This is a genomic window from Nocardia sp. NPDC005825 (genome assembly GCF_040630175.1).
Taxonomy (GTDB): domain Bacteria; phylum Actinomycetota; class Actinomycetes; order Mycobacteriales; family Mycobacteriaceae; genus Nocardia.
The window spans coordinates 763010-783534 of the sequence record NZ_JBEXXC010000002.1 but is presented as its reverse complement, the minus strand read 5'-3'; the positions used below and the strand labels follow the sequence as shown (position 1 = coordinate 783534).

The 20525-nt window shown below is 68.0% G+C and carries 14 protein-coding genes; 9 read left to right on the top strand and 5 right to left on the bottom strand.

Translation table 11 applies throughout. The annotated features are described in order from the left end of the window. The first annotated feature begins 79 nt into the window (after window positions 1-79). Entirely contained in the window at window positions 80-904 is an 825-nt protein-coding gene (locus tag ABZ382_RS08205) for a hypothetical protein (RefSeq protein ID WP_357085657.1), read from the top strand. Between the two features lies 1 nt (window position 905). On the opposite strand, the gene ABZ382_RS08200 is transcribed toward ABZ382_RS08205, so the two are convergent. Next, window positions 906-1655: a hypothetical protein gene (locus ABZ382_RS08200; protein ID WP_357085655.1), complete on the bottom strand. Its 750-nt coding sequence runs from the start codon at window positions 1653-1655 to the stop codon at window positions 906-908. Window positions 1656-1923: 268 nt separating this feature from the next. On the opposite strand from ABZ382_RS08200, the gene ABZ382_RS08195 reads away from it, so the two are divergent. Genes ABZ382_RS08195 through ABZ382_RS08180 form a run of 4 tightly spaced genes read left to right on the top strand, consistent with a single transcriptional unit; the run spans window position 1924 to window position 6677 of the window. Next, window positions 1924-3444, top strand: coding sequence for an ABC transporter substrate-binding protein (locus ABZ382_RS08195; protein WP_357085654.1), 1521 nt, complete (start codon window positions 1924-1926; stop codon window positions 3442-3444). Between the two features lie 28 nt (window positions 3445-3472). After that, window positions 3473-4426: an ABC transporter permease gene (locus ABZ382_RS08190; RefSeq protein ID WP_357085652.1), complete on the top strand. Its 954-nt coding sequence runs from the start codon at window positions 3473-3475 to the stop codon at window positions 4424-4426. Beyond that, window positions 4423-5229: an ABC transporter permease subunit gene (locus tag ABZ382_RS08185; protein ID WP_357085650.1), complete on the top strand. Its 807-nt coding sequence runs from the start codon at window positions 4423-4425 to the stop codon at window positions 5227-5229. Before ABZ382_RS08190 ends, ABZ382_RS08185 begins: the two co-directional genes overlap by 4 nt. Continuing rightward, entirely contained in the window at window positions 5229-6677 is a 1449-nt protein-coding gene (locus ABZ382_RS08180) for an ATP-binding cassette domain-containing protein (RefSeq protein ID WP_357085648.1), read from the top strand. Before ABZ382_RS08185 ends, ABZ382_RS08180 begins: the two co-directional genes overlap by 1 nt. A 55-nt stretch (window positions 6678-6732) precedes the next feature. On the opposite strand, the gene ABZ382_RS08175 is transcribed toward ABZ382_RS08180, so the two are convergent. Beyond that, entirely contained in the window at window positions 6733-7494 is a 762-nt protein-coding gene (locus tag ABZ382_RS08175; protein ID WP_357085646.1) for an ABC transporter permease, read from the bottom strand. Window positions 7495-7825: 331 nt separating this feature from the next. Here ABZ382_RS08175 and ABZ382_RS08170 point away from each other — a divergent pair, with 331 nt between their 5' ends. The 4 genes from ABZ382_RS08170 to ABZ382_RS08155 all read left to right on the top strand — a co-directional run bounded on the left by ABZ382_RS08170 (window position 7826) and on the right by ABZ382_RS08155 (window position 12658). Then, window positions 7826-8455, top strand: coding sequence for a DedA family protein (locus ABZ382_RS08170; protein ID WP_357085645.1), 630 nt, complete (start codon window positions 7826-7828; stop codon window positions 8453-8455). A gap of 103 nt (window positions 8456-8558) precedes the next feature. After that, window positions 8559-9767, top strand: coding sequence for a hypothetical protein (locus ABZ382_RS08165; RefSeq protein ID WP_357085941.1), 1209 nt, complete (start codon window positions 8559-8561; stop codon window positions 9765-9767). A gap of 117 nt (window positions 9768-9884) precedes the next feature. Then, window positions 9885-10832 (top strand): undecaprenyl-diphosphate phosphatase, encoded by a 948-nt coding sequence (locus ABZ382_RS08160; RefSeq protein WP_357085643.1) that lies wholly within the window; start codon window positions 9885-9887, stop codon window positions 10830-10832. A gap of 731 nt (window positions 10833-11563) precedes the next feature. Next, a complete protein-coding gene (locus ABZ382_RS08155) occupies window positions 11564-12658 on the top strand; it encodes a cytochrome P450 (protein ID WP_357085641.1) in 1095 nt (364 codons plus the stop codon). Between the two features lie 82 nt (window positions 12659-12740). Here the strand turns inward: ABZ382_RS08155 and ABZ382_RS08150 are convergent, their stop codons facing one another. The 3 genes from ABZ382_RS08150 to ABZ382_RS08140 form a co-directional block, all read right to left on the bottom strand. Then, complete coding sequence (locus ABZ382_RS08150) at window positions 12741-13892, bottom strand: cytochrome P450 (protein WP_357085640.1); 1152 nt, start codon at window positions 13890-13892, stop codon at window positions 12741-12743. 243 nt (window positions 13893-14135) lie between these two features. Then, window positions 14136-14987, bottom strand: coding sequence for an SAM-dependent methyltransferase (locus ABZ382_RS08145; RefSeq protein ID WP_357085638.1), 852 nt, complete (start codon window positions 14985-14987; stop codon window positions 14136-14138). Between the two features lie 40 nt (window positions 14988-15027). After that, entirely contained in the window at window positions 15028-20511 is a 5484-nt protein-coding gene (locus ABZ382_RS08140; RefSeq protein ID WP_357085636.1) for a carboxyl transferase domain-containing protein, read from the bottom strand. Window positions 20512-20525: the final 14 nt, after the last annotated feature.

Genomic DNA, 20525 nt, shown 5'->3' with positions numbered 1-20525 from the left:
TCTCAGCGTGTTCTCAGCGACTCAATGCGACGCTGTCCCTGTCGTTGATCTTCGAGTGATCGAGTCGAACAGGAAGCCCTTGAGCACGAAACTCCATCGCAGCGACTACAAACTTCCCCAGGTGACCGCAGGGTTCTGGGTTCTCAAGATCGCGGCCACGACCCTCGGCGAGACCGGCGGCGACCTGCTCGCGCAAACCCTGAACCTGGGCTATGCGGCCGCCTCGGTGCTGTTTCTCGCGATATTCGCGGTCAGCCTGCTCACGCAGCTGCGGGCCCGCCGCTTCCACCCGGCGCTGTACTGGACGGTCATCGCCGCCACCAGTACCGCGGGGACCACGATCTCCGACCTGCTCAATCGCGGCCCCGGGTCGGGTACCTCCACCGACGGCGGCCTGGGTTACGGCGGCGTTGCGGCGATCCTGATCGCCGGGCTGGCCATGGTCTTCACCATTTGGAAGCTGAGCGGCCAAACATTCGACGTCTCCGCCGTCACCAGCGTGCGCGGCGAAATCCTGTACTGGTCGGCGATTCTGCTGTCCAACACCCTCGGCACCTCGGTCGGCGACTACCTCTCCGACTCCTCCGGGCTCGGGTACTGGGGCAGCGCGATCCTCATCGCCGCCGTCATGGCCGCCATCCTCGCCGCGCACTACCTCACCTCCATCTCCGGTGTGCTGCTGTTCTGGATGGCGTTCGTGCTGACCCGCCCCCTCGGCGCCACGGTCGGCGACCTGCTGTCCAAGCCACATGCCAAGGGCGGGCTGGGATTCGGCACCTGGGGCACCAGCGCGGCATTGCTGCTCATCCTGGTCATCGGAGTGGCGGTCAATCACAACAATCGACGACGCGCGCCCGAGAACGACGCGCGCGTCGACGACCTCGACTCCGAGTACAGTGCATGACTCAGTGGCCCAGCAGCGCAGGCTCGCTTCGGGATTCACGTGCCGCGCCCCGCGCCAGGACCGCGATCCCGGCGAGCATCGGCACGGTCACCGCCAGCGAGATCCAGCCTGTCCCCAGCCCCAGCCCGTCCGCATGGGAAGAGGCCAGCCAATCGGTGATCGACGCGCCCAGCGGCCGGGTCACGATGTAGGCCGACCAGAAGGCGGCGACCGATCCCATCCCCCACCAGCGATGAGCGATAGCCGGTACGGCGATCGCGACGGCGAACAGCACCGCCGACGGCAGATAGCCCAGATGCAAGGTGGCCGCGGTCAGGTCTCCGGCGACGGTGCCGAGCGCGAAGGTCGTCATCACCGTCGCCCAGTAGAACCGTTCGCGCCGCCCAGCCGTAATGCTGTGCACGGCAAGGGTTTTCTCGCTGCGATACCACCAACCCAGCAGACCCGCGAGGACCAGTGCGAACACCACGGTCGAGGCGGGCAGCGGGATGCCGACCACGAAATCGACGATGTCGGCGACCATCGTGCCCACGATGCTCACCATCACCACCGCCGCCCAATACGTCCACACCCGGTAGCACTGCGCCCGGAACTGCCACCACAGGCTCACCACGAGCAGCAGCACCCCGCCGCCCACCGCGGCCTCGGGTGGCGCGGCATTGACCAGGAAGTCGGAGAAGGTCTCGCCCATGCCGGTCGAGAGAACCTTGATCACCCAGAACAACGCGGTGATCTCGGGAACCTTGATCAACGACGCACGCCTGGGCGAATCAGCCTCTGTCACATGATTTATCACGAGCACAGACTGCCGACGAGACGCTGAGAAACCGTTGTGAGACAGAACTTGCGAGCCCCACCCCGGTGTGCTGCGGCAACGTGCCGCCCGAAGTCCTGGAAACTCGAGCGAGCTGGTTCGTCGGGCGTCTCTGCTCATTTCGAGGTCGTTGCCACCCAGTTCACCCTAAGTTAGGTTATGCATTCCAAAGCTGAACTGCGTGTGCTGAAGTGAGGGTATGTCCGTGAAGTTCTCTCGTCGGCAATTCATCGCCGCGTCCGGGCTGAGCGCCGCCGGGCTCCTCGCCGCCTCCGCGTGTGGAGCCTCCAACTCGGATGGCAGTCCGCGCGACGGCGGGACGCTGCGGGTCGGCGCGCTGGGCAAAACGTCGAAGATCGAGCGTGATCCGCACAAGACGTTGAGCAACGACAGCGATTTCCTCATCGCCTCACTGGTGTTCGACGCGTTGACGGTTCCAGGCGCGAATCCCAATGTCGCGCCACGGCTGGCGTCGTCATGGAAACAGCTCGACGACCCGCGCGTGTGGCGGTTCACCCTCGCCCCGGGCGCGCGATTCCACGACGGCACCGCGGTCCGCGTCGACGATGTGGTCTGGTCCCTGCGTCGGCTGCGCGAGATGGCCGGTGAGACAAAGGTGCCCGTGGCCTCCGGCGACGCGATCACCAGCGACGGCACGGACGGGGTGCTGATCACCACGGCATCGCCGAACCGGGATCTACCGATGCTGCTGCGCCTGATGACGTTCGTGGTGAAGTCCGGCACCACCGATTTCAGCGCGCCCGTGGGAACCGGCCCATTCCGGCTGGAGTCCTACTCCGACGGCAACGCGCGCCTGGTGCGCAATCCGGACTGGCACGGCGGCGCGCCACGCCTGGACGCCATCGAGGTGCACCGTTTCGAATCCACCACGGCCCTGGCCAATGCCGTGATGGCGGGGCAGATCGATCTGGCCTCCAATGTCGGCGCGGTCGCGGGGCGAACGGCGGTGGGCCGGCGCGATCTCTCGGTGATCCGCCGCGCGAACGACGTGGTCATTCCGATCGTGATGCGCACCGCCGACGGACCGTTCGCCGATGTCCGGGTCCGGACCGCACTGCGGCTGGCCGTCGATCGCGACACGATGGTCAAACAGATCACCTCCGGGTACGGCTCCGCGGCCAACGACGTTCTGGGGACCGCGGACCCGACCTACGACACCGGTCTGCCGAGGCGCGGTCGCGACTTCGACCGAGCCCGGGCACTGCTGGCCGACGCGAAGTTCGACACCGGCCGCACGTATCCGCTGATCACCAAGGACGAGGCGGTCGGTGAGGTCGATTCCGCGCGTCTATTCGCCACCCAGGCCGCCGAAATCGGGGTGAAACTCGACGTCGTGGTGCAGGACGCGAACGTCTTCTATGACGAATCCTGGTTGAAAGCACCTCTGTACACCGCGAACTGGGGCACCAACGACTCGGTGATCTTCTTCGCCAGCAAGACGATGGTGTCGACCACCAAGTGGAACGAAGCCGCCACCCACGACCGCGACCTCGACGCGGCATACCTGCGCGCGCTCTCGGCGACCGACGACACCGCCTACACGACGGCCAGCCGCGACATCCAGCGCATCGAATACGACCGTGGCGGCTATCTGGTGTGGGGAACCGCCGACGGCGTCGACGTCGCCTCGGCCAAGGTACGGGACCTTCCGACACTGGCCGGATACGGACGTGTCCAGCTCGAACGCGCCTGGCTGGCAGGCTGAACGCATCAATCGGAGGGGGGCGATTCTCATGTCGCACAACGGATCCGCAGTGGTCGCCGCCCGCTGGGCGCGACTGGTCATGCTGCGTGCGGTCTGCCTGCTGGGCGTGCTGATGGTCGTCTTCGCGGCCGTGGCGCTGCTGCCCGGCGGCGGGTCCGCCGCGGTCCTCGGGCGTGACGCGTCCGCCGACCGTGTGGCCGCCTACCGGGCCGCGAACGGGATGGATCGGCCACTGCCCGTGCGCTTCTGGTCCTGGCTGACCGGGCTGCTGCGCGGTGATCTGGGCACCAGCCTGCGCGGCACATCGGTCAACGACCTGCTCGCGGCGAAGTTCCCGAACACCCTGCTGCTGGGCGGCATCGCGCTGCTGGTCACCACCCTCGTCGCGACGGCGGTCGGTTCGTGGTGGTTTCTGCATCCGCGCGGGCCGGCCCGGCTGCTCGGGCCCGGCACCACGGCCGCGGTCGCGGTTCCGGAGTTCGTGGTGGCGACCGCGCTGGTGTTCGTGTTCGCGCTGGGCTTGGGTTGGCTGCCCGCGGTAACCATGACCGGTGCCGACGGCACGCCCGCCGATGCCGCCGCGCTGGTGCTGCCTGTGCTCGCCCTCGCGATCCCGCAGTCGGCGTGGAACATTCGGGTCACCCGCGCTGCCCTCGAACAGGCCGCGGACCTTCCGCACGTGCATGCCGCGGAACTGGAGGGCTGCCCGCCGAGGCGCCTGCTGCTGCGTCATGTACTGCCGATCGCCGCCCCGACGATCGCGGCCTCGCTGGCGACCTCGGTGGGCATGCTGTTGGGCGGTGCGATCGTGGTGGAGGCGGTGTTCAACTATCCCGGTATCGGCTCGGTTCTGGCCGGGTCGGTCAGCGACCGCGATCCCGCCGTGGTCGCCGCGGTCGTCGCGCTCACCGGGACTGCGATCAGCGTCGTGCTGATCGGGGCGGACCTGGTGCGCAGCTGGTCGGTGCGGGGAACCCTGTGACCGCCTCGACCGGCCGTGCCCGACGCTCGCTCGCAGCGGTGATCCCCGCGGCGGCAGTCGTTCTCGTCGCGGTGTGCGGGCCGTTTCTCGCCCCGCACAATCCGCACGACAGTGTCGACATCCCGTTCGCCACGCCTTCGAGTGCGGTATGGCTGGGCACCGATCACCTCGGACAGGACGTGCTGAGCAACCTGTTCGCGGGCGGCTGGGGGCTGATCGCGATCGCCGTCGTCATCGCGGTCGCGGTGACCCTGTGCGCTGCCGTCCTCGGCGCGACGGCGGCGCTGCGTCCTCGACTGGGTGTGGCACTCGAGCGCATCACCGACGCGCTGATGCTCGTTCCACCGATTCTGGCGATCCTGCTCGTCATGCTGTCGTGGCCCGGGGCGGGGTCAGCCGGTCTGATTCTCGTCGCCACGCTCATCGGTACCCCGTACTCGGCGCGAGTGTTCGCCGCGGCCGCCGCGTCGATCGCGGCGAGCGGATACGTGGAAGTCGCGACCGCCTCGGGTGAATCGCTGCCGTACGTGCTGTTCCGCGAAGTCCTTCCCAACCTGCGCCCGACGCTGCTCGCGCAACTGGGCCTGCGATTCGTCGAGGCGACCTACCTCGTCAGTACTGCGGCGTTCCTACAACTGCCCGCGGCGCTGGGCACCACGAACTGGGCGATCATGGTGCGCGACAACAGTTCCGGCATCACGCTCAACCTGTGGGCGGTCCTCGCGCCCGCCGCAGCGATCGCGATCGTCTCGATCGGCGCGGCGTTCACCATTCGGCTTGTCGGCGATCAGGAGCGGATCTGATGAGCACGCAGCCCGTTGTCGTCGAGCACCTCACCCTCATCGATGAACGCACCGGAACCGCTGTCCTCGATGACTTCTCCGCCACCCTGCCCGCCGCCACCATCACCGGATTGACCGGCGTCTCCGGTTCTGGCAAGACGACGTTGATGAAGGCGCTGACCGGCTGGCTGCCCTCCTCGATCTCCCGCGCGAGCGGCTCGATTCGAGTCGATGGCGCACCGGTTTTCGAGCTCGGGTCGCGGGAGTTGCGGACGCTGCGCCGCACCCGGCTCACCTTCGTCGGCCAGGATCCCGGTTCGGCGCTCAACCCGACCATGCGGGTACGAGCCCTGCTCGCCGAATTCGCCGCCGACACCACCGCGATCCACGACGCCCTGGCCCGGGTCGGTCTGTCACCCGAGTTATCGGATCGGCGGCCGACGCAACTCTCGGGCGGGCAGCAACGCCGGGTCGCCCTCGCCCGGGCGTTACTGCGCGACACCATGATTGTGGTGATCGACGAACCCTTCGCCGGACTCGACGCCCACGCCCGCCGCACCGTTGCCGGTCTTCTGCGCGAGATCGCGCACGAGGGCGGCAAGACCGTTCTCGTCAGCGGACACGATCTGCTCGCCCTCGAGTCGCTGGCCGATCAGACCATCCACCTGGGCGGCGCACGATTCACCGCACCAGCCACGCAACACCGTCTGCTACCGACACCCCCCGTGGACTCGAATCTGTTGTCCGCCCGAGGAATCGGCGTCCAGCGCAGCGGCCGGAGCCTGATCTCGGATATCGATCTCACCGCGCCCGCAGGCCGCATCACCGCGATACTCGGGGAGTCCGGCGCAGGCAAGACCACCCTGGCGCGCGCCCTGGCCGGGCTCGAACCGACCACGACCGGAACCCTCGCCGTGCGCGGGCGGACGGTCTCGCTGAATGGGCGACGGCGCGGCGGGGCTGCATACACCAGAATCCAGCTGGTACCCCAGAACCCTTTGTCCACCCTCAACCCACAGCGCACGATCGAGCAGATCCTCGAACGCCCGCTGAGCCGGAATGGAGTTCGCAATCGCGCACGGCGAGCCGCCGCCGTGACGGCCGCGCTCGAAGCCGTCGACCTGAGCCCGCGGCTGCGCACGCGCCGCTCCCCCGAACTCTCCGGCGGTCAGCGCCAGCGCGTCTCCATCGCCCGCGCTCTGGCCGGCGAACCCGACGTCTTGATCTGCGACGAAGTCACCTCCGCTCTCGACTCCGCCACCGCCGACAACGTCATGAACCTGCTGGCCACGGTGGCCGCCGACACCGGAATCGCGGTCCTGGCCATCAGCCACGACCTGGCACTGCTCGCTCGCCATTGCGCAGCAGGCATTGTCGTACATGAAGGGACCGTGGCGGCGGCCGGTCCGATGCCCGCCCTCCTGGGTCATCTGGGCATCAGGACCGTCGACAGCGCAAGCTCGACCTGAAGCTCGCCTCGAACCGGCAGGAGGTCTCGATGAGGTTCGGGCGGGTGCCGGCGCATCAGCGCAGGACGCGCCCCGGTCGGTGCACTCTGCCACGGGCAACCATTTCGATCGTGATCGCGACCGCGCACGCTTGAGCGAGCAGCAGTCCCAGCAACACGAGAACTTGCGTCGCCGCCGCTTGAACCGCGGATCCGCTCGCGATCAGCACGCCGACGAATGCGCCGGGCAGGGTGACCAATCCGACGGTCCGGGTCTGGTCGACGCCGGGCAGCAAAGCATCGAACGCCGTGAGACTGATGATCTCCCACCGTGCGTCGCGGGCGGTGAATCCCAGACTCAAAGCGGCCTCGACCTCTCCCTGGCGGGTCTCGAGCGCATCGAGCGCCCTCCGCGAAGCCAACGACGTCGCGGTCATCGTGCCGCCCAGCAGGATTCCGCCGATCGGTACCACCGTCACCCCGGTCAGCGGGACCACGCCGCCGACGAGCATCGGTAGCAACGAGGCGCACGCACCGGTGCCCAATGACAGGGTCAGCCAGCTCGCCGACCAGCCGGCGCCCGAGCGGCGTGCCGCGGTGACCGTCGCCGCGGCGAACATCGCGGCCAGCACCAGCAGCGAGGACCACAGCTGCGACAACGCGACGACCAATACCGAAGCGACGGCCGCCAGCTGAATCACCGCTCGTGCGGCGGCCAACGGCGCGGTGACGACCGGACCCAGTCGAGCAAACCAGTAGATTGCCGCGGCGGCCGCCACCAGAACCACACAAACAACCGCCAACCCGATACCAGGACTCGCTACCGCGTCGATACCCATCTCCCTTCCGATCGCGATCGCCGATGTTCGCCCAGCAGCCGAGATCAGCCGTGAAGCTCACGATCCCACAGGCGACACCGCCTATCGGGTACCGACCTGGCTCCTGAGCGCAGCGCGAGTCGACTGGGCCGACCACCATCCCGGGTCGTGGCCGTCCCTCTCAGTGATTTCACAGCGGTGGTTTGCCAAGGTGGCCGCAAGGCACCTGGCCTCGGCGCGCCGATTGCCTCGCTTGTCGAGGTTCTGGTGGGCGCTCACTCCTTCGGCACGCGCGGCATCACCGTGCGCCGATGCGGTCGTATTTCATTCTCAGACAAGGACATTCGAGTAGATGCAGCACTTGATCGTCACGTACGGGCTATTGGCCGTGTTCGTGCTGATGGCAGCAGAATCCGCGTGCATCCCGATCCCCTCGGAGATCACGATGCTGTTGGGAGGGGCCCTCGCCGCGGGTGCGGTCGCTGGTCCCCACCCGAACATCGTGGCGGTCATCGCCGCGGGAACCGCCGGCAATCTCGCGGGTAGCTATCTGGCGTGGCTGGCCGGCCGTTATGGTGGTCGCCCGGTATTGCACCGGTGGGGCCGCTACATCCTGCTCAGCCCCGACGATATCGATCGTGCTCAGGACTGGTTCGTCCGACGCGGCGCGGCCTCGGTGTTCTGGGCTCGGCTGCTGCCCGGCATCCGCACCTTCATCTCCTTGCCGGCCGGCATCGCCGGGATGTCGCCCACCCGTTTCGGCCTCTACACCCTCGCCGGCTGCCTGCCGTGGAGCGCGGCGCTGGCCCTGGCCGGGTACGCCGTCGGCGCCAACTGGCATCAACTCGAAGACACCTTGCGCGGCCCCAGCTATGTCCTCGCCGCCATCGCAGCGGTCGCGATCGCCGCGGCCGCTGTCGCCGCCCACCGTCGACGTCGTCGCGCCGAAAAGTCGACCCAGCCTGCCGATCTCAGGCCCTGACCATTCCACCCCGCCGGTCTTCTCAGCGTCGTCACAGCGGTCGCTGATTACCGTCCGTGCTGTGACGGAGATCGAGAATTCACCGGTCGGCGCAGGCCGCCGGATGCTGAGTAAAGTCCCCGAGGTCACGGCGTGGTTCTGGATCATCAAGATCCTGTGCACCACGGTCGGGGAGAGTTTCGCCGACTGGATCAACGTGACCCTGGGGGTCGGGTTGAATCTGACCGCGCTGCTGTTCACCGTTGCGCTGGCAGCGGTGATGGCCTGGCAGTTGACTCTGACCCGCTATGTGCCGTTCGTGTACTGGCTGACCGTGGTCGTGCTCAGCGTTGCCGGCACCCTCTACACCGACATCCTCACCGACAACCTTTCGGTCCCGCTCGCGGTGAGTACCAGCGTTTTCGCTGCCGCGTTGGCGCTCGTGTTCGGGATCTGGTTCGCGCGCGAGCGCACCTTGTCGATCCACTCCATCGTCACCACGCCACGCGAGTTGTTCTACTGGCTGGCCGTGCTGGTCACCTTCGCCCTCGGCACCGCTGCCGGCGACTGGACCCTCTCGATCACCGGCTGGGGACCCGGGGTGTCGGTGCTGCTGCCGGCCGGGCTCATCGCCGCGATCGCCCTCGGATGGCGGCTCGGTGCAGGCGCTGTGCTGTCGTTCTGGCTCGCCTACATCCTCACCCGCCCGCTCGGCGCCAATCTCGGCGACTGGCTCGCTTCTCCCACCGCCGACCACGGGCTCGGCCTCGGAACAGCACTCACCAGTGCGCTGTTCCTGGCCGCGATCGCGGCCACCGTCAGCTACCTCACCCGCACCCGCACCGACGTCATCCCCAACCACACCTCCTCTCCCGCAACCGGACCCGCCACAACACCGGCACGCGAGCGACTCATGCTCGGCTACTACGCGATCGTCGCGGTCGCGGCCGGTGTTCTGCTGGCCTGGGCGGGATCACAGCCGCACTCGAGTACTGGCAGCGATGAGGAAACCGCCGCGCCGACGCTCGCCGTCGTGGCTCCCGGTCAAGGAGCCGCGCACTTCCCGGCCGACAAGATTGCAGCGTTCCGCACCATCGCCCAAGAAACCCTCGCCAAAGTGCAAGCCGGGCAACAAAACGATGCCAAGAAACGGATCAAGGATCTCGAGACCGCCTGGGACCGGGATCAGGACGCCCTGCAGGCCGTCGACAAGCAGACCTGGAATGTCATCGACGGCCAGATCGACGGGGCGCTCCGAGCCGTCCGAGCCGCGAAGCCGGATCCGACTACCGAATCCCAAGCTCTCACAACGCTACTCACGACTCTGGGCTGAACTTTTCGCCACATCCTTCTCGTCTCCGTCGAATCCGGCGGGCCGACAACGTGTTCGGAAATGCCTGACGTGCCGGACGCGTTCTCGACCCACGCCTCTACTCCACAGGAAGATTGCATGGCTATCAGCTATCTGGAATCGGTCGCCGTCGGCGCATTGCAAGGCGTCAGTGAGCTGTTCCCCATTTCGAGCCTCGGGCACAGTATCTTGGTTCCGGCCTGGGTCGGTGGCCGATGGGCCCGCGATCTGGACATGTCGGCCAAGGACTCTCCGTACCTGGCGTTACTCGTAGCCATGCACGTGGCCACCGCTCTAGCACTGGTGGTGTTCTTCTGGCGAGAATGGGTGCGCATCCTCGGCGGGCTCTGGGACGTCGTACGCACCCGCAGCATCCGCACGCCCGAAGCCCGGCTCGGGGTGCTGCTGATCCTGGCCACGATTCCTGTCGGGCTCGCCGGCCTCGCTCTCGAGAAGGCTGTGCGCAACTATCTCGGCACACCGATCCCGACCTCGATCTTCTTGGCGCTCAACGGAGTAGTGCTGCTCGCGGCCGAGCTCCTGCGCAAGCGAGCACCACGCCCCGATTCGGTCCTGACACCTACCGGCGCCGCCGCGGACCTCTCCGCCATGGAGACCATGGTGCTGCCGGTCACCGATCCCGACCGCGCCTCCGATATCAAGCTGTCGCGGCTGAGCGTCTCCGCCGCTGTCGGGATCGGCGCCGCCCAGATCGCGGCACTGCTCCCCGGGATCAGTCGCTCCGGCGTGACGATCGCCGCAGGCCTGTTCAAGGGCTTACGCCATGAGGACTCCGCCCGATTCGCGTTCCTGCTCGCCACGCCGGTCATCCTCGCCGCCGGCGTACTCAAAACCCCTGAACTGTTCAAACCCGAAAACCACGCCATCCTCGGCCCAGCCCTCGCCGGTTCGGCCGTCGCGGGTGTACTCGCCTACCTCTCCGTCAAATTCCTCACCGCCTACTTCGAGACCCGAACCCTGACCCCGTTCGCGATCTACTGCCTCACCGCCGGACTCGCCAGCCTCACCTACTTCACCCTGCACTGATGGCGAACCGCGCAGACCAGGTCGGATACTCGCGCACAAGCCACCGCGCCGCCTGCGGTCCGTAGCGGTGTTACGAGACTTCGGAATTATGTCCTCCCGCTGTGCAACCGGGAGAAGGCGGGAGGAGGCAGGCGAGGAGGTTGCCGAGGAACTGCAGTGCACCCGCTGACCCGGTGGCGGAGCCGGTCTCGGCGATCGGGGCGGCGAGGGTGGGGAGCGGGGCGGCTGCCGCGTGTCCGGCTCCGACGGTCAGTGCCGTGGCAATGCCAACTGCCGCAAGGAGAGTGCGCATGCGGGAAAACCCTTCGATCGAGCGTGCGGCCGAACCTCTCGGCCCATCGCCGGAGAGTTAATCATTTCCATTTCGAAACGACTGATGGATTCCGTCTATCCGACGGCCCCGAATTCCATGGGCGCCCTGGAATCACTGCCGGTGCGACTTCCCGACATCGCGCCGTCGCCGCAGTCGTTCGCCGAGTGAGGAATCTCCCGGAAACCGTTGCCAACCAACGACATCGGCTACTTTTGTGAAGGCCCGGAAGCCGCGGGGCAACACACATGCCGCCGCAGGCAGGGTTCACGGTCAGATTGGAGTTCACATGCAGAGCCACACCGACGACCCCATCGTCCTCGACCCCGAAGGACCCGACATTCAGGGTGAGATCGCCCGCATCCGCGAGCGGGGACCGGTCACCGAGGTCTTGCTCCCGGGAGGAGTGCCCGCCTGGTCGGTGACCGATACGGCCATGCTCAAGGAGATCCTTTCCAGCTCCATGGTTTCCAAGGACCCGCGCCAGCATTGGCCAGCGTTCCGGGACGGCAGGATCGGCAAGGAGTTCCCGCTCCTCAACTGGGTGAACACGTGGTCCATGTTCACCGCCTATGGGCCGGATCACCGTCGGCTCCGCGCCCCGCTGGTGCCGGCGTTCACCGACCGGCGCACCGCGGCGCTGGAGCCGCGCATCCAGGCGATCGCCGAGGACCTGGTGCAAGGGCTGGATGCCCGGACCAGTGGTGAACCCATCGATATCCGCCAGCATTTCGCCTACCCGCTACCGCTGCGTGTGATCAACGAGCTGATGGGCGTCCCCGAGGACCTGATCGAGCCGTTGCGGAAATGCGTGGACGGAATCTTCGACGTCGCTCTGAGCGAAGCGGAAGCCGTAGCGAACTACCAGGCAATGATCGGGCTCCTGCAGGACCTCGTCGCGTACCGTCGCGACAATCCGGCCGAGGACTTGACCAGCACCCTCATCGCCCACGCGGACGATCCCGCAACGGTTTTCAGCATCGAGGAGCTCATCGGGACGCTCTATCTGACGATCAACGCCGGGCACGAGACGACCGTGGACCTGCTCGACCAAGCGATCTTCCTGTTGCTCACCCACCCGGACCACCTGGGTGCCGTGCTCGACGGCAGTCTGCCCTGGGCAGACGTGATCGAGGAAACGCTGCGCTTCGAACCGTCGATCGCGCACGCCCCACTGCGGTACGCGGTGAAGGATTTCGTTCTCGGCGACGTGGCGATCACCGCAGGCGATCCGATCCTCTCGTGCCCCGCCGGCGCCAACCGGGACCCGAAGGTGTACGGCGACAGTGTCGGCAAGTTCGATCCCACCCGGACCGAGAAGGGCCACATGGCATTCGGGCATGGCCCCCATCGCTGCCCGGGGGCGCCGCTGGCACGGCTCGAGGCACTCGTGGGTCTGCCCGCGCTGTTTCAGGCGTTCCCGCACATGAAGCTCGCCGTCTCACCCGACGAGCTCGGCACGGTGCCCGGTTTCATCGCCAACGGGCACGACCGCCTGCCGGTATTCCTGAAATAGGCGCGACCGCCTCACCTCGGCGAGCGGCCGATCGCTGACACGCCGCGGGGCCCTGTCCGGAAAGCCAGGGCCCCGCCGGTCACTACGCCGTGGGCGCATACCCCAGCGGGTCCGGAAACGGCTTCGACGGCGGAAATTCGACGGGCAGCGCTGTCAGCGCGCGGTGGAACGGCCCGGGCCGCCAGACGAGATCGGCGACGTCCACCGCCAGTTTCATTTCGGGCAGATAGTCCAGCAGTTGATCGATGACGTCCTCCGCGAGCAGGACACCGAAGGGCCGGGCGTGCGCGGGGCAGGCGTGCGGGCCGGACGAGAACGCCAAGTTCCAGCCGTTGTCGAGAGAGCTACCGGGCTTCAACTCCGGGTCGGTGTTGCAGGCAGCCATGCTGATGATGACCGGTTGATGCGCCGGCAGCCACACCTTCTCCAGCATGACCGGATGCTGCGGGTAGGTGATGCAGTAGTTCGCCATCGGCGGGTCGGACGTCAAACGCTCGTCGATCGCGACGCGCGTGGGCAGCGGGATGCCTTGAACGCTGCTGCTGGTGAATCGGGGGTCGGTCATCATCAACAACAGCGTGTTGGCGATGAGGTTCGCCGCCGGCTCGACGCCGGCCGCGAACAGCAGGACCAACTGATGCACCATCTCCTCGTCACTGAGCCCCGCCGGATGCTGGACCAGTCGCGTGACGACGTCGTCGGCGGGCTGGGCTCGCTTCAGCGCGGTCAGGTCGAGCAGCGCGTCGCCCATCAGCCGATTCACTTCCGCGGTGTCCACGCCATCGAACATGGCGGCATTGACCGCGGCGATGCGCTGACCGATTTCCGGTGGGCAGCCCACGATCTGGCAGAAGGCCGAGAAGACGAGCGGGAAGGCGTATTGACCGAGTACGTCAGCCTTGCCGTCCCCGCAGAAACCGTTGACCAGCGGCAGGGCGGTGCGCTCCACCATGGTCCGCACAGAGTGGAGGTCGATCCCCGCGAGCGCGTCGTTGATCGTCCACCGGTAGCGGGCATGGATGTTGCCATCAGTGCGTATGGCATTGGGCCGGGCTTCGAGCATGGGCATGATCGGAATGCCGGTGGGCACGGTTTTCTGCCAGATGCTCGGATCGGACGGAAAGTGGACGGGATCGTTGAGGATCTGCACCGCGGTCGCGTACTTGATCACCAGGGTCGCCGGCACTCCGGGCCATATCTCGACCGGCACCAGCGGTCCGTAGGTGCTGCGCATCCAGCGGTAGTGCCCGTGCGGATCGGCCGCGAACTCGGGACCGTAGATCGAGACTCGCGTGTGATCGGACGAACTCACGCCTCGAGTCGTACCCTGGTGCGCGGACTGCGGATCCACATGGTCTCCCACTGTGCCTTGAATTCGGTTGCGGCAAAATATAACCCACGCGCGTGTCGGCCACTTCCACGGCGTGATCAACGTCCCTGCTGACCGGGAGCTGCGGAGGCCGGGAGGCGGACGGGTTCAGTGGGTCAAGCGAAGGACGGCGCTCCACGGGATGATCGTTCCGGGTTTGCGCGGATTCGGCTGGGGTAGCCCGGCGAAGAGTCGGTAGAGCGGTGAGAGGCGTCGAAATCGGCCGGCAGCCAGCAAGATCGACTCGATGTCGAGGACGGCCCATCCGTCTTCCTCGAAGAACGCGACGCCATTGGCCGGGGTGAAGGTGAACGGCGCGTTCTTCAGCAAGCCGTCGCCGCTGCGCTCCAGACGCTCGGCGATCACCACGGACACGATGTCGACGACCCACCAGGCGATCTCGCGCCGCCGGAAGTCGAAGGACAGCTCGCGGACCTCCTCCGGCCGCAGGTACATGACCAGTCCTTCGGTGATCACGAATGCTCGTGACGCACCTGCCAGGGCGTCGGCGAGGAACACCTTGCGCGCGATCGGATCGGCGAGATCGACTCCGCGCCTGATCAGTCGGCAGCGCGGCGTCTGCCATTCGAGCAGTCGCTTCTTCTCTTCCAGCAGCGCGGGCAGATCGGCCTCGACCCAGACCAGGTCCTTGGGCAGGTCGAGCCGGTACGGTCTGGTGTCCAAGCCGGCGGCCAGGTTGACGACGCGGTCGCACCCCTCGGCGATCGCCGAGGTGATCATGTCGTCGATCAGCTTGGTGCGGGCGACGATCGGCCATCCGTGCTCGCCCATCACCCGTCTGGTCTCCGCCGCGATCGCCGGGCCGACCTCACCGGCGAGCATGCCGGCCAGCGGATCGTGGAACAGGGCGTCGGGGCGGTCCGATTCGATGGCCCGGTAGACCGCGACCCACCGCGCGGTGTCGGACACGCTGGAGATGATGGGCTTCATCTCGGTCATGGGAAGCCTTCCTGTGTAGTCGTCCGAGGGTGTCCGGGTCTCACCCGACGGCGGCTATCGCCGCCGCGATGCGCGCACGCAGTTCGGACGCCGGGATCACCGCGTCGACCGAGCCGACCCGCACCGCCCGCTGAATGCTGTGCACGCCATCGAATTCGGTTCCGACCGCGGAGAGGTGCTCGGCGCGGACCGCGACACGGCGGTCGGCGAGTTCGGTGACCAGCTCGGCGCGCTTTCCGGCGTCCTCCGCCACGGCGATGTCCGCCTGCAGGGCGCGGATCCGCGGGTCGGCGGCGGTGCGGGCGTCGACGGCGCGGGCGAACACCACCGCGGCGGCGGGAGCGCCGCCGATCACCGAGGCGAAGGAGCCCTCGACGGCCAGCACGGTCATGTTCGGGTTGAGCGCCTTGGAGAACACGACGAAGGCTCCCCCGTGGTAACGCGAGATCACGCAGAACACGATCGGGCCGTCGAAATTGACGATGGCACGGCCGATTTCGGCGCCGTACTCGAGTTGCAGTCGCCGCATGGACTCCGGTGACCCGTCGAAGCCGGAGAGGTTGGCCAGCACCACGACGGGGCGATTGCCGCTGGCGGTGTTGATCGCCCGTGCGACCTTCTTCGACGACAGCGGGAACAGTGTTCCCGCGGTGAAGGATTCGGGTCCGTCCGCGGGCGGGAAGCCGTGCCGCGCCACCTGGGCCGATTCGATGCCGATCAGGCACACCGGCCACCCGTCGACGCGGGCGTCGGTGACCACCGCGGTCTCGGCCTCGGCCATGTCCGCCCACCGCTCCGAGAGCCGGTGGTCCTGATCCGAGACCGCCCGCAGGACGGCCCGGATGGAGAACGGCTTCTTGCGGTCCGGGTTGGTGTCGGAGCCGAATATCTGTCCGACGGTGGTGAATTCGCTGTCCGGGTGGTGGTGCGGGAAGTCACCGATGTCGCGGCTCACCGGGTCGGTGCTGGTTGCCCGGCGCGGACCGGCGTCGCCGGCAGCGACGTAGGTGTGCTCGTAGTGGTTCATCAGGATCTCGCGGGCGGCGGCGAGGTCCGGTGCGAAATACTGTGCTTGGCCGTTGGCGCCCATGACCCGGGCGTAGCCGCCGATGCCGAAGTTGTCCTCCGCGGACACCCCGCCGGAGAAGTCCAGCGATTGCTTGCCCGTGAGCACCATGGCGCCCGCCGGGGTCATGATCAGGATGCCGCGGGTGTGCATCAGCATCGTCGCCTCGGCGTTCCAGTACGGCTGGGCGCCGACATTGATGCCGGCCACTACGATATTGATCTCGCCGCCGTTCTGGGTGAACCGGACGATGCGGCGCAGGACGCGGGCGACCCAGTCCATGTTCTCGGTGCCGGAGTCCATCGAGATCCGCGCACCCGAGGACAGCGAATACCATTCGAGCGGAAGCCCTTCGCGCTCCGCCAGGACGAGTGCGGCGTCGATGCGGGCGCATTCGGGCTCGCCGAGCGCCCCCAGTTCCCGGTACGGATCGCCGAACAACACGATCCGGCGGATTCCGTCCGGATGCAGGCGGGTGGGGGTGCTCACGGTTCCGACGACGATGCCCGCATCGTTGTGACCGCGCGGCCGGTCGGTCTCGATCAACCCGTCCCCGTCCGGAGCCAGATCCAGCTCGGTGAACGTCCCGTCCTGGCCCCGGACCAGGTCGATCATCTCGTACGGGTAGACGGCGCCGCGCCGTCGTACCCGCAGCACCTTCTGGTCGTAATCACGCAGCGGGGCAAGGGGTTCGGCGGGCGGGGCGTCGACGGTGACCTCGGTCCCACCGGTCAGGTCGTACCGGAAGCGCGTGACCTGGAAGTCGTACGAGCCGTCGGACTGCCGGACCCGGCCGTGCACGACGACTTCCTGGATACCGGCGCGGACGATCTGCGGTGCGGTGACGTGCAGCCAGTCCGCCAGCGCCGCGGTGTCGACGTCGATCACGGGCCGGATGTCGAGCCACACGTGATTGAGCGCCAACCTCGTCCCGGCCGGATCGAGATCGCGACGCGCCCGCGCCACGACCTCGGCGCACGCATTGAGCACCGTTTCCGTGCCGCGCACGGTGACGATCGCCCCGGCGCTGTCGCGGACGGGCTCGAACCTGCGGACCTGCGCGAGCGCCACCAACCGCTCGTCGGACGAGTTGTCCTTGGCGACCGCGTGATACACGATCATGTCCGGTGGCGCGGGCAGCCGGTCGAGGTGGAAGTTGCGCAGTCGCCACAGGTGCAATCGGCGGCCCACCAGTGGGTGCGCACCCCGGATCACGGTGTCCTCCACCAATTCACCGCCGCGGCTGCGGAAGGTGAAGTGTTCCACCGGGCCGTCGTGCGGCGGCGCGAGAGCCACCGTGATGCGACGCGCGTCCGAGGCCAGTCCGGCGTCTGCCAACGCGTCCAGCAGTCCCCGGGCCCGTTCCTCGATGGAATCCGGGGCGTCGGCCCACGCCAGCAGGATGTCGGCCACTCGAACGTGGTCGGCGGGCGCGCCCGCCAGCAGACCGCGCAGTGCGGCCATGGCGGTACCGGACGGACCGTCCCGCAGGTCGCTCATCCGCCCCATGGTGGCCACGCAGGTCGTCGGCACGGTGTTGCCCGGGCGCAGTTCCAGCTCGTAGTCGCAGAGCACGAAGGCTCGGCCCGCGGTGGTCACCGTGCGCACGTCGCGGAGGTTCTGCTCGCCGTAGCGGCGACGGCACAGCACCTCCAGCAGGGGATCCACCGGAAGGTGGCTGTCGCGCTGGAGACGAGCGGTGACGAGATGGTCCAGCGACTCGGCGATGTCGGCGATCGCCGCGATGCGCCGCGTCCGTTCGGGCAAGTCCGGCAGACCGGCGAGGATGCGCAGTTCGTCGGGTACCCCGGCGAGCGCGCTCGCCTTCGCCGCCTCGGTCTCGGGGTGCAGGTACCACCGGAATTCGACGCTGCGGGCGAGATCGGCGAGCACCGGAGTGCGGGCCGCGCCGACCCGGATCAGTCGCTCCAGCGCGGGCCGAAGACTCTCATCGTGGGGGCGAGGCTCACTGAGCCACACCTTCAGCAGCTCCTGCATGACGTGGCCGGAGTCGTCGAACCGCCGGGTGGCCAGCACGATTCGGTAGACCGCCGCTTCCAGTTCCGGCGACCGGTCCACACCGTCGACCGCGTAGCGGCCCAGCGCACTGGCCAGGGCCTGCCGGAAACCTGTCGTCAGACGACCCCGGTTGGCATCGAGGGTCTGCAGGTAGATGTGCAACTGCTCCCGCCGCGAGCGGTGCGAGTCCTCTTCCGGGCGCGGGTCGCACAGTTCCGCTATGTCGCAGAACGCTTCGATCAGCTCGGCTTCTGCCGCCAGCGGCGCGCCCGCGTCGGCGACCAGATCGCTGCGGTCCCGAAAGTAGCGCGTCGCCGCCGATTCGGCCTCGAGCGCACCGTCGAAACCGAGGATGACACCGGAGATCTCCCGCAGTGCCCGCGCGGCGCGCACCGCCGGGGACGGCTCGTCCGACTCGGGCAACATCAGATCGACGGGCTCCTGCGGCGCCGCCTCGGTGGCCCCCTCCTCCAGGACCTCGAGTTGCGCCAGCAGCATGCCGGTCGATACCTGACTGCCCGCGGCCACCAGCAGCTTGCGGACGCGCGCGTCGAACGGCGCGGGGAGCACGGTCTCCATTTTCATGCTCTCGAGGACGAGAACCGGTGTGCCCGCGGCAACTACGGCGCCCTCGGCGACCGGGGTCGCGACCACGAGCGCGGGGGCGGGCGCCCGCATCGCACCGCCTTCATCGCGGCTCACCCGGTGCGCGACACCATCGACCTCGATGACCTGCACGGTGCCGTGGGTGGCCGTCACGACGTGGTACAGCTCGTCGCCGACGCGGAGCTGGCTGGAGTGCGTGTCGATCCGGACGAATTCAACATCGAAGTCGATGTCGTCACCGATTCCGACGTGGAAGCTGTTCCCGCCCGTCTTGGCCGCGATCACCCGGTGATTCCGGCCGGCGAGTTTCACCTCGACGGCTCGCAGCGCTTCCTCGAGGACCTGCGGGCGTCCTCCTCGTCCGGTCTCCCACAGGCGAATCCGCCCGGCGGCCTCGTCTTCCTCGTACCCGGCGATGGCCGCCGCCGCGAGCGCGATCCCCGCGCGCTGGACGGCTTGCAGCTCGCCTGCGGCGCGGGCTCGGTCGACCCATCGGGTGTCGGCGGTGGCGTTCACCACCTCGGGAGCCTCCAGCAGGGACATCAGCAGGCCCTTGTTGGTCGCGCCGCCCTCGATGACGACCGTCGTCTCGGCCACCGCCCGGCGCAGGCGCGCGATCGCCTCGCCTCGATTCCGGCCGTAGGCAATGATCTTCGCGATCATCGAGTCGAAATCGGAGGGGATCTCATCACCGTCGACCACGCCGGTGTCGATGCGCAGGCCGGGACCGACGGGCCAGCGCAGCATCTCGATCCGGCCCGGCGCGGGCGCGAAGTCACGGTCGGCGTCCTCGGCATTGAGGCGGGCCTCGATCGCATGGCCACGCTCACGCGGCTTGTCGCCGCGCAGGGGCATTCCGGCCGCGACTTCCAATTGGGCTTTCACCAGATCGATCCCGGTGGTCAGCTCGGTGACCGGGTGCTCGACCTGCAGCCGGGTATTGACTTCGAGGAAGGCGAACAGCCGCTCCTGCGGCTGATAGAGGAATTCCACCGTCGCGGCGCCGCAGTAGCCGACCGTCTGGGCCAGCCGCTCGGCCGAATCCTTGACCGTCGCTATCTGTTCGGCGTCCAGCAGCGGCGAGGCGGATTCCTCGATGATCTTCTGGTTGCGCCGCTGCACGGTGCAGTCGCGCACACCCAGCGCCCAGGCTGTACCGTGCGAGTCGGCGATCACCTGCACTTCGATGTGCCGGGCGCCGGAGACCAGCCGCTCCAGAAAGACGGTCCCGTTGCCGAACGACCGCGCCGCCTCGTCCCTGGTCCGCGCGTAGGCCTCGCGCAACTCCTGTGGCGTCGCGACGATCCGGATGCCGCGGCCACCGCCGCCGGCCGTCGCCTTGAGCATCAACGGGTAGCCGATCGCATCGGCCGCACTCAGCGCGCCGTCGAGCGATTCGACGGGCCCGCGACTCCACGCGGCCACCGGCACGCCGACCTGCTCGGCCAGCAGCTTGGCGCCGATCTTGTCGCCGAGGGCCCGCATCGCCGCCGCGCTCGGACCGATGAACGTGACGCCGAGCCGGTCGCACAGCTCGGCGAAAGCCGGATCCTCCGCGACGAATCCCCAACCGACCCAGGCCGCGTCGGCGCCGGATTCGGTCAGCGCCCGCTCGAGCACCGCCATGTCCAGGTACGGGCGGGCCGCGGCCGGTCCCAAGCAGTAGCGCTCGTCGGCGGCGCGAACGAACCCCGCCTGCCGTTCACCGTCGGTGTGGAGCGCGATGGTGCGCAGCGGCTCCCGATCGCGATGCTGGGCGTTGAACTCCCGGACCGCGTGGATCAGGCGACGGGCGGCCTCTCCGCGGTTGACGATGGCGATGCGCGTGAACATTGACTACTCCAGGC

Bases quoted from the DNA above. Each gene is read 5' to 3' on its own strand.
- ABZ382_RS08190 (WP_357085652.1), top strand. From the start codon at position 3,473: ATGTCGCACAACGGATCCGCAGTGGTCGCCGCCCGCTGGGCGCGACTG.
- ABZ382_RS08165 (WP_357085941.1), top strand. From the start codon at position 8,559: ATGCTGAGTAAAGTCCCCGAGGTCACGGCGTGGTTCTGGATCATCAAG.
- ABZ382_RS08150 (WP_357085640.1), bottom strand. From the start codon at position 13,892: ATGCGCAGCACCTACGGACCGCTGGTGCCGGTCGAGATATGGCCCGGA.
- ABZ382_RS08140 (WP_357085636.1), bottom strand. From the start codon at position 20,511: ATGTTCACGCGCATCGCCATCGTCAACCGCGGAGAGGCCGCCCGTCGC.
- ABZ382_RS08145 (WP_357085638.1), bottom strand. From the start codon at position 14,987: ATGACCGAGATGAAGCCCATCATCTCCAGCGTGTCCGACACCGCGCGG.
- ABZ382_RS08170 (WP_357085645.1), top strand. From the start codon at position 7,826: ATGCAGCACTTGATCGTCACGTACGGGCTATTGGCCGTGTTCGTGCTG.
- ABZ382_RS08175 (WP_357085646.1), bottom strand. From the start codon at position 7,494: ATGGGTATCGACGCGGTAGCGAGTCCTGGTATCGGGTTGGCGGTTGTT.
- ABZ382_RS08180 (WP_357085648.1), top strand. From the start codon at position 5,229: ATGAGCACGCAGCCCGTTGTCGTCGAGCACCTCACCCTCATCGATGAA.
- ABZ382_RS08160 (WP_357085643.1), top strand. From the start codon at position 9,885: ATGGCTATCAGCTATCTGGAATCGGTCGCCGTCGGCGCATTGCAAGGC.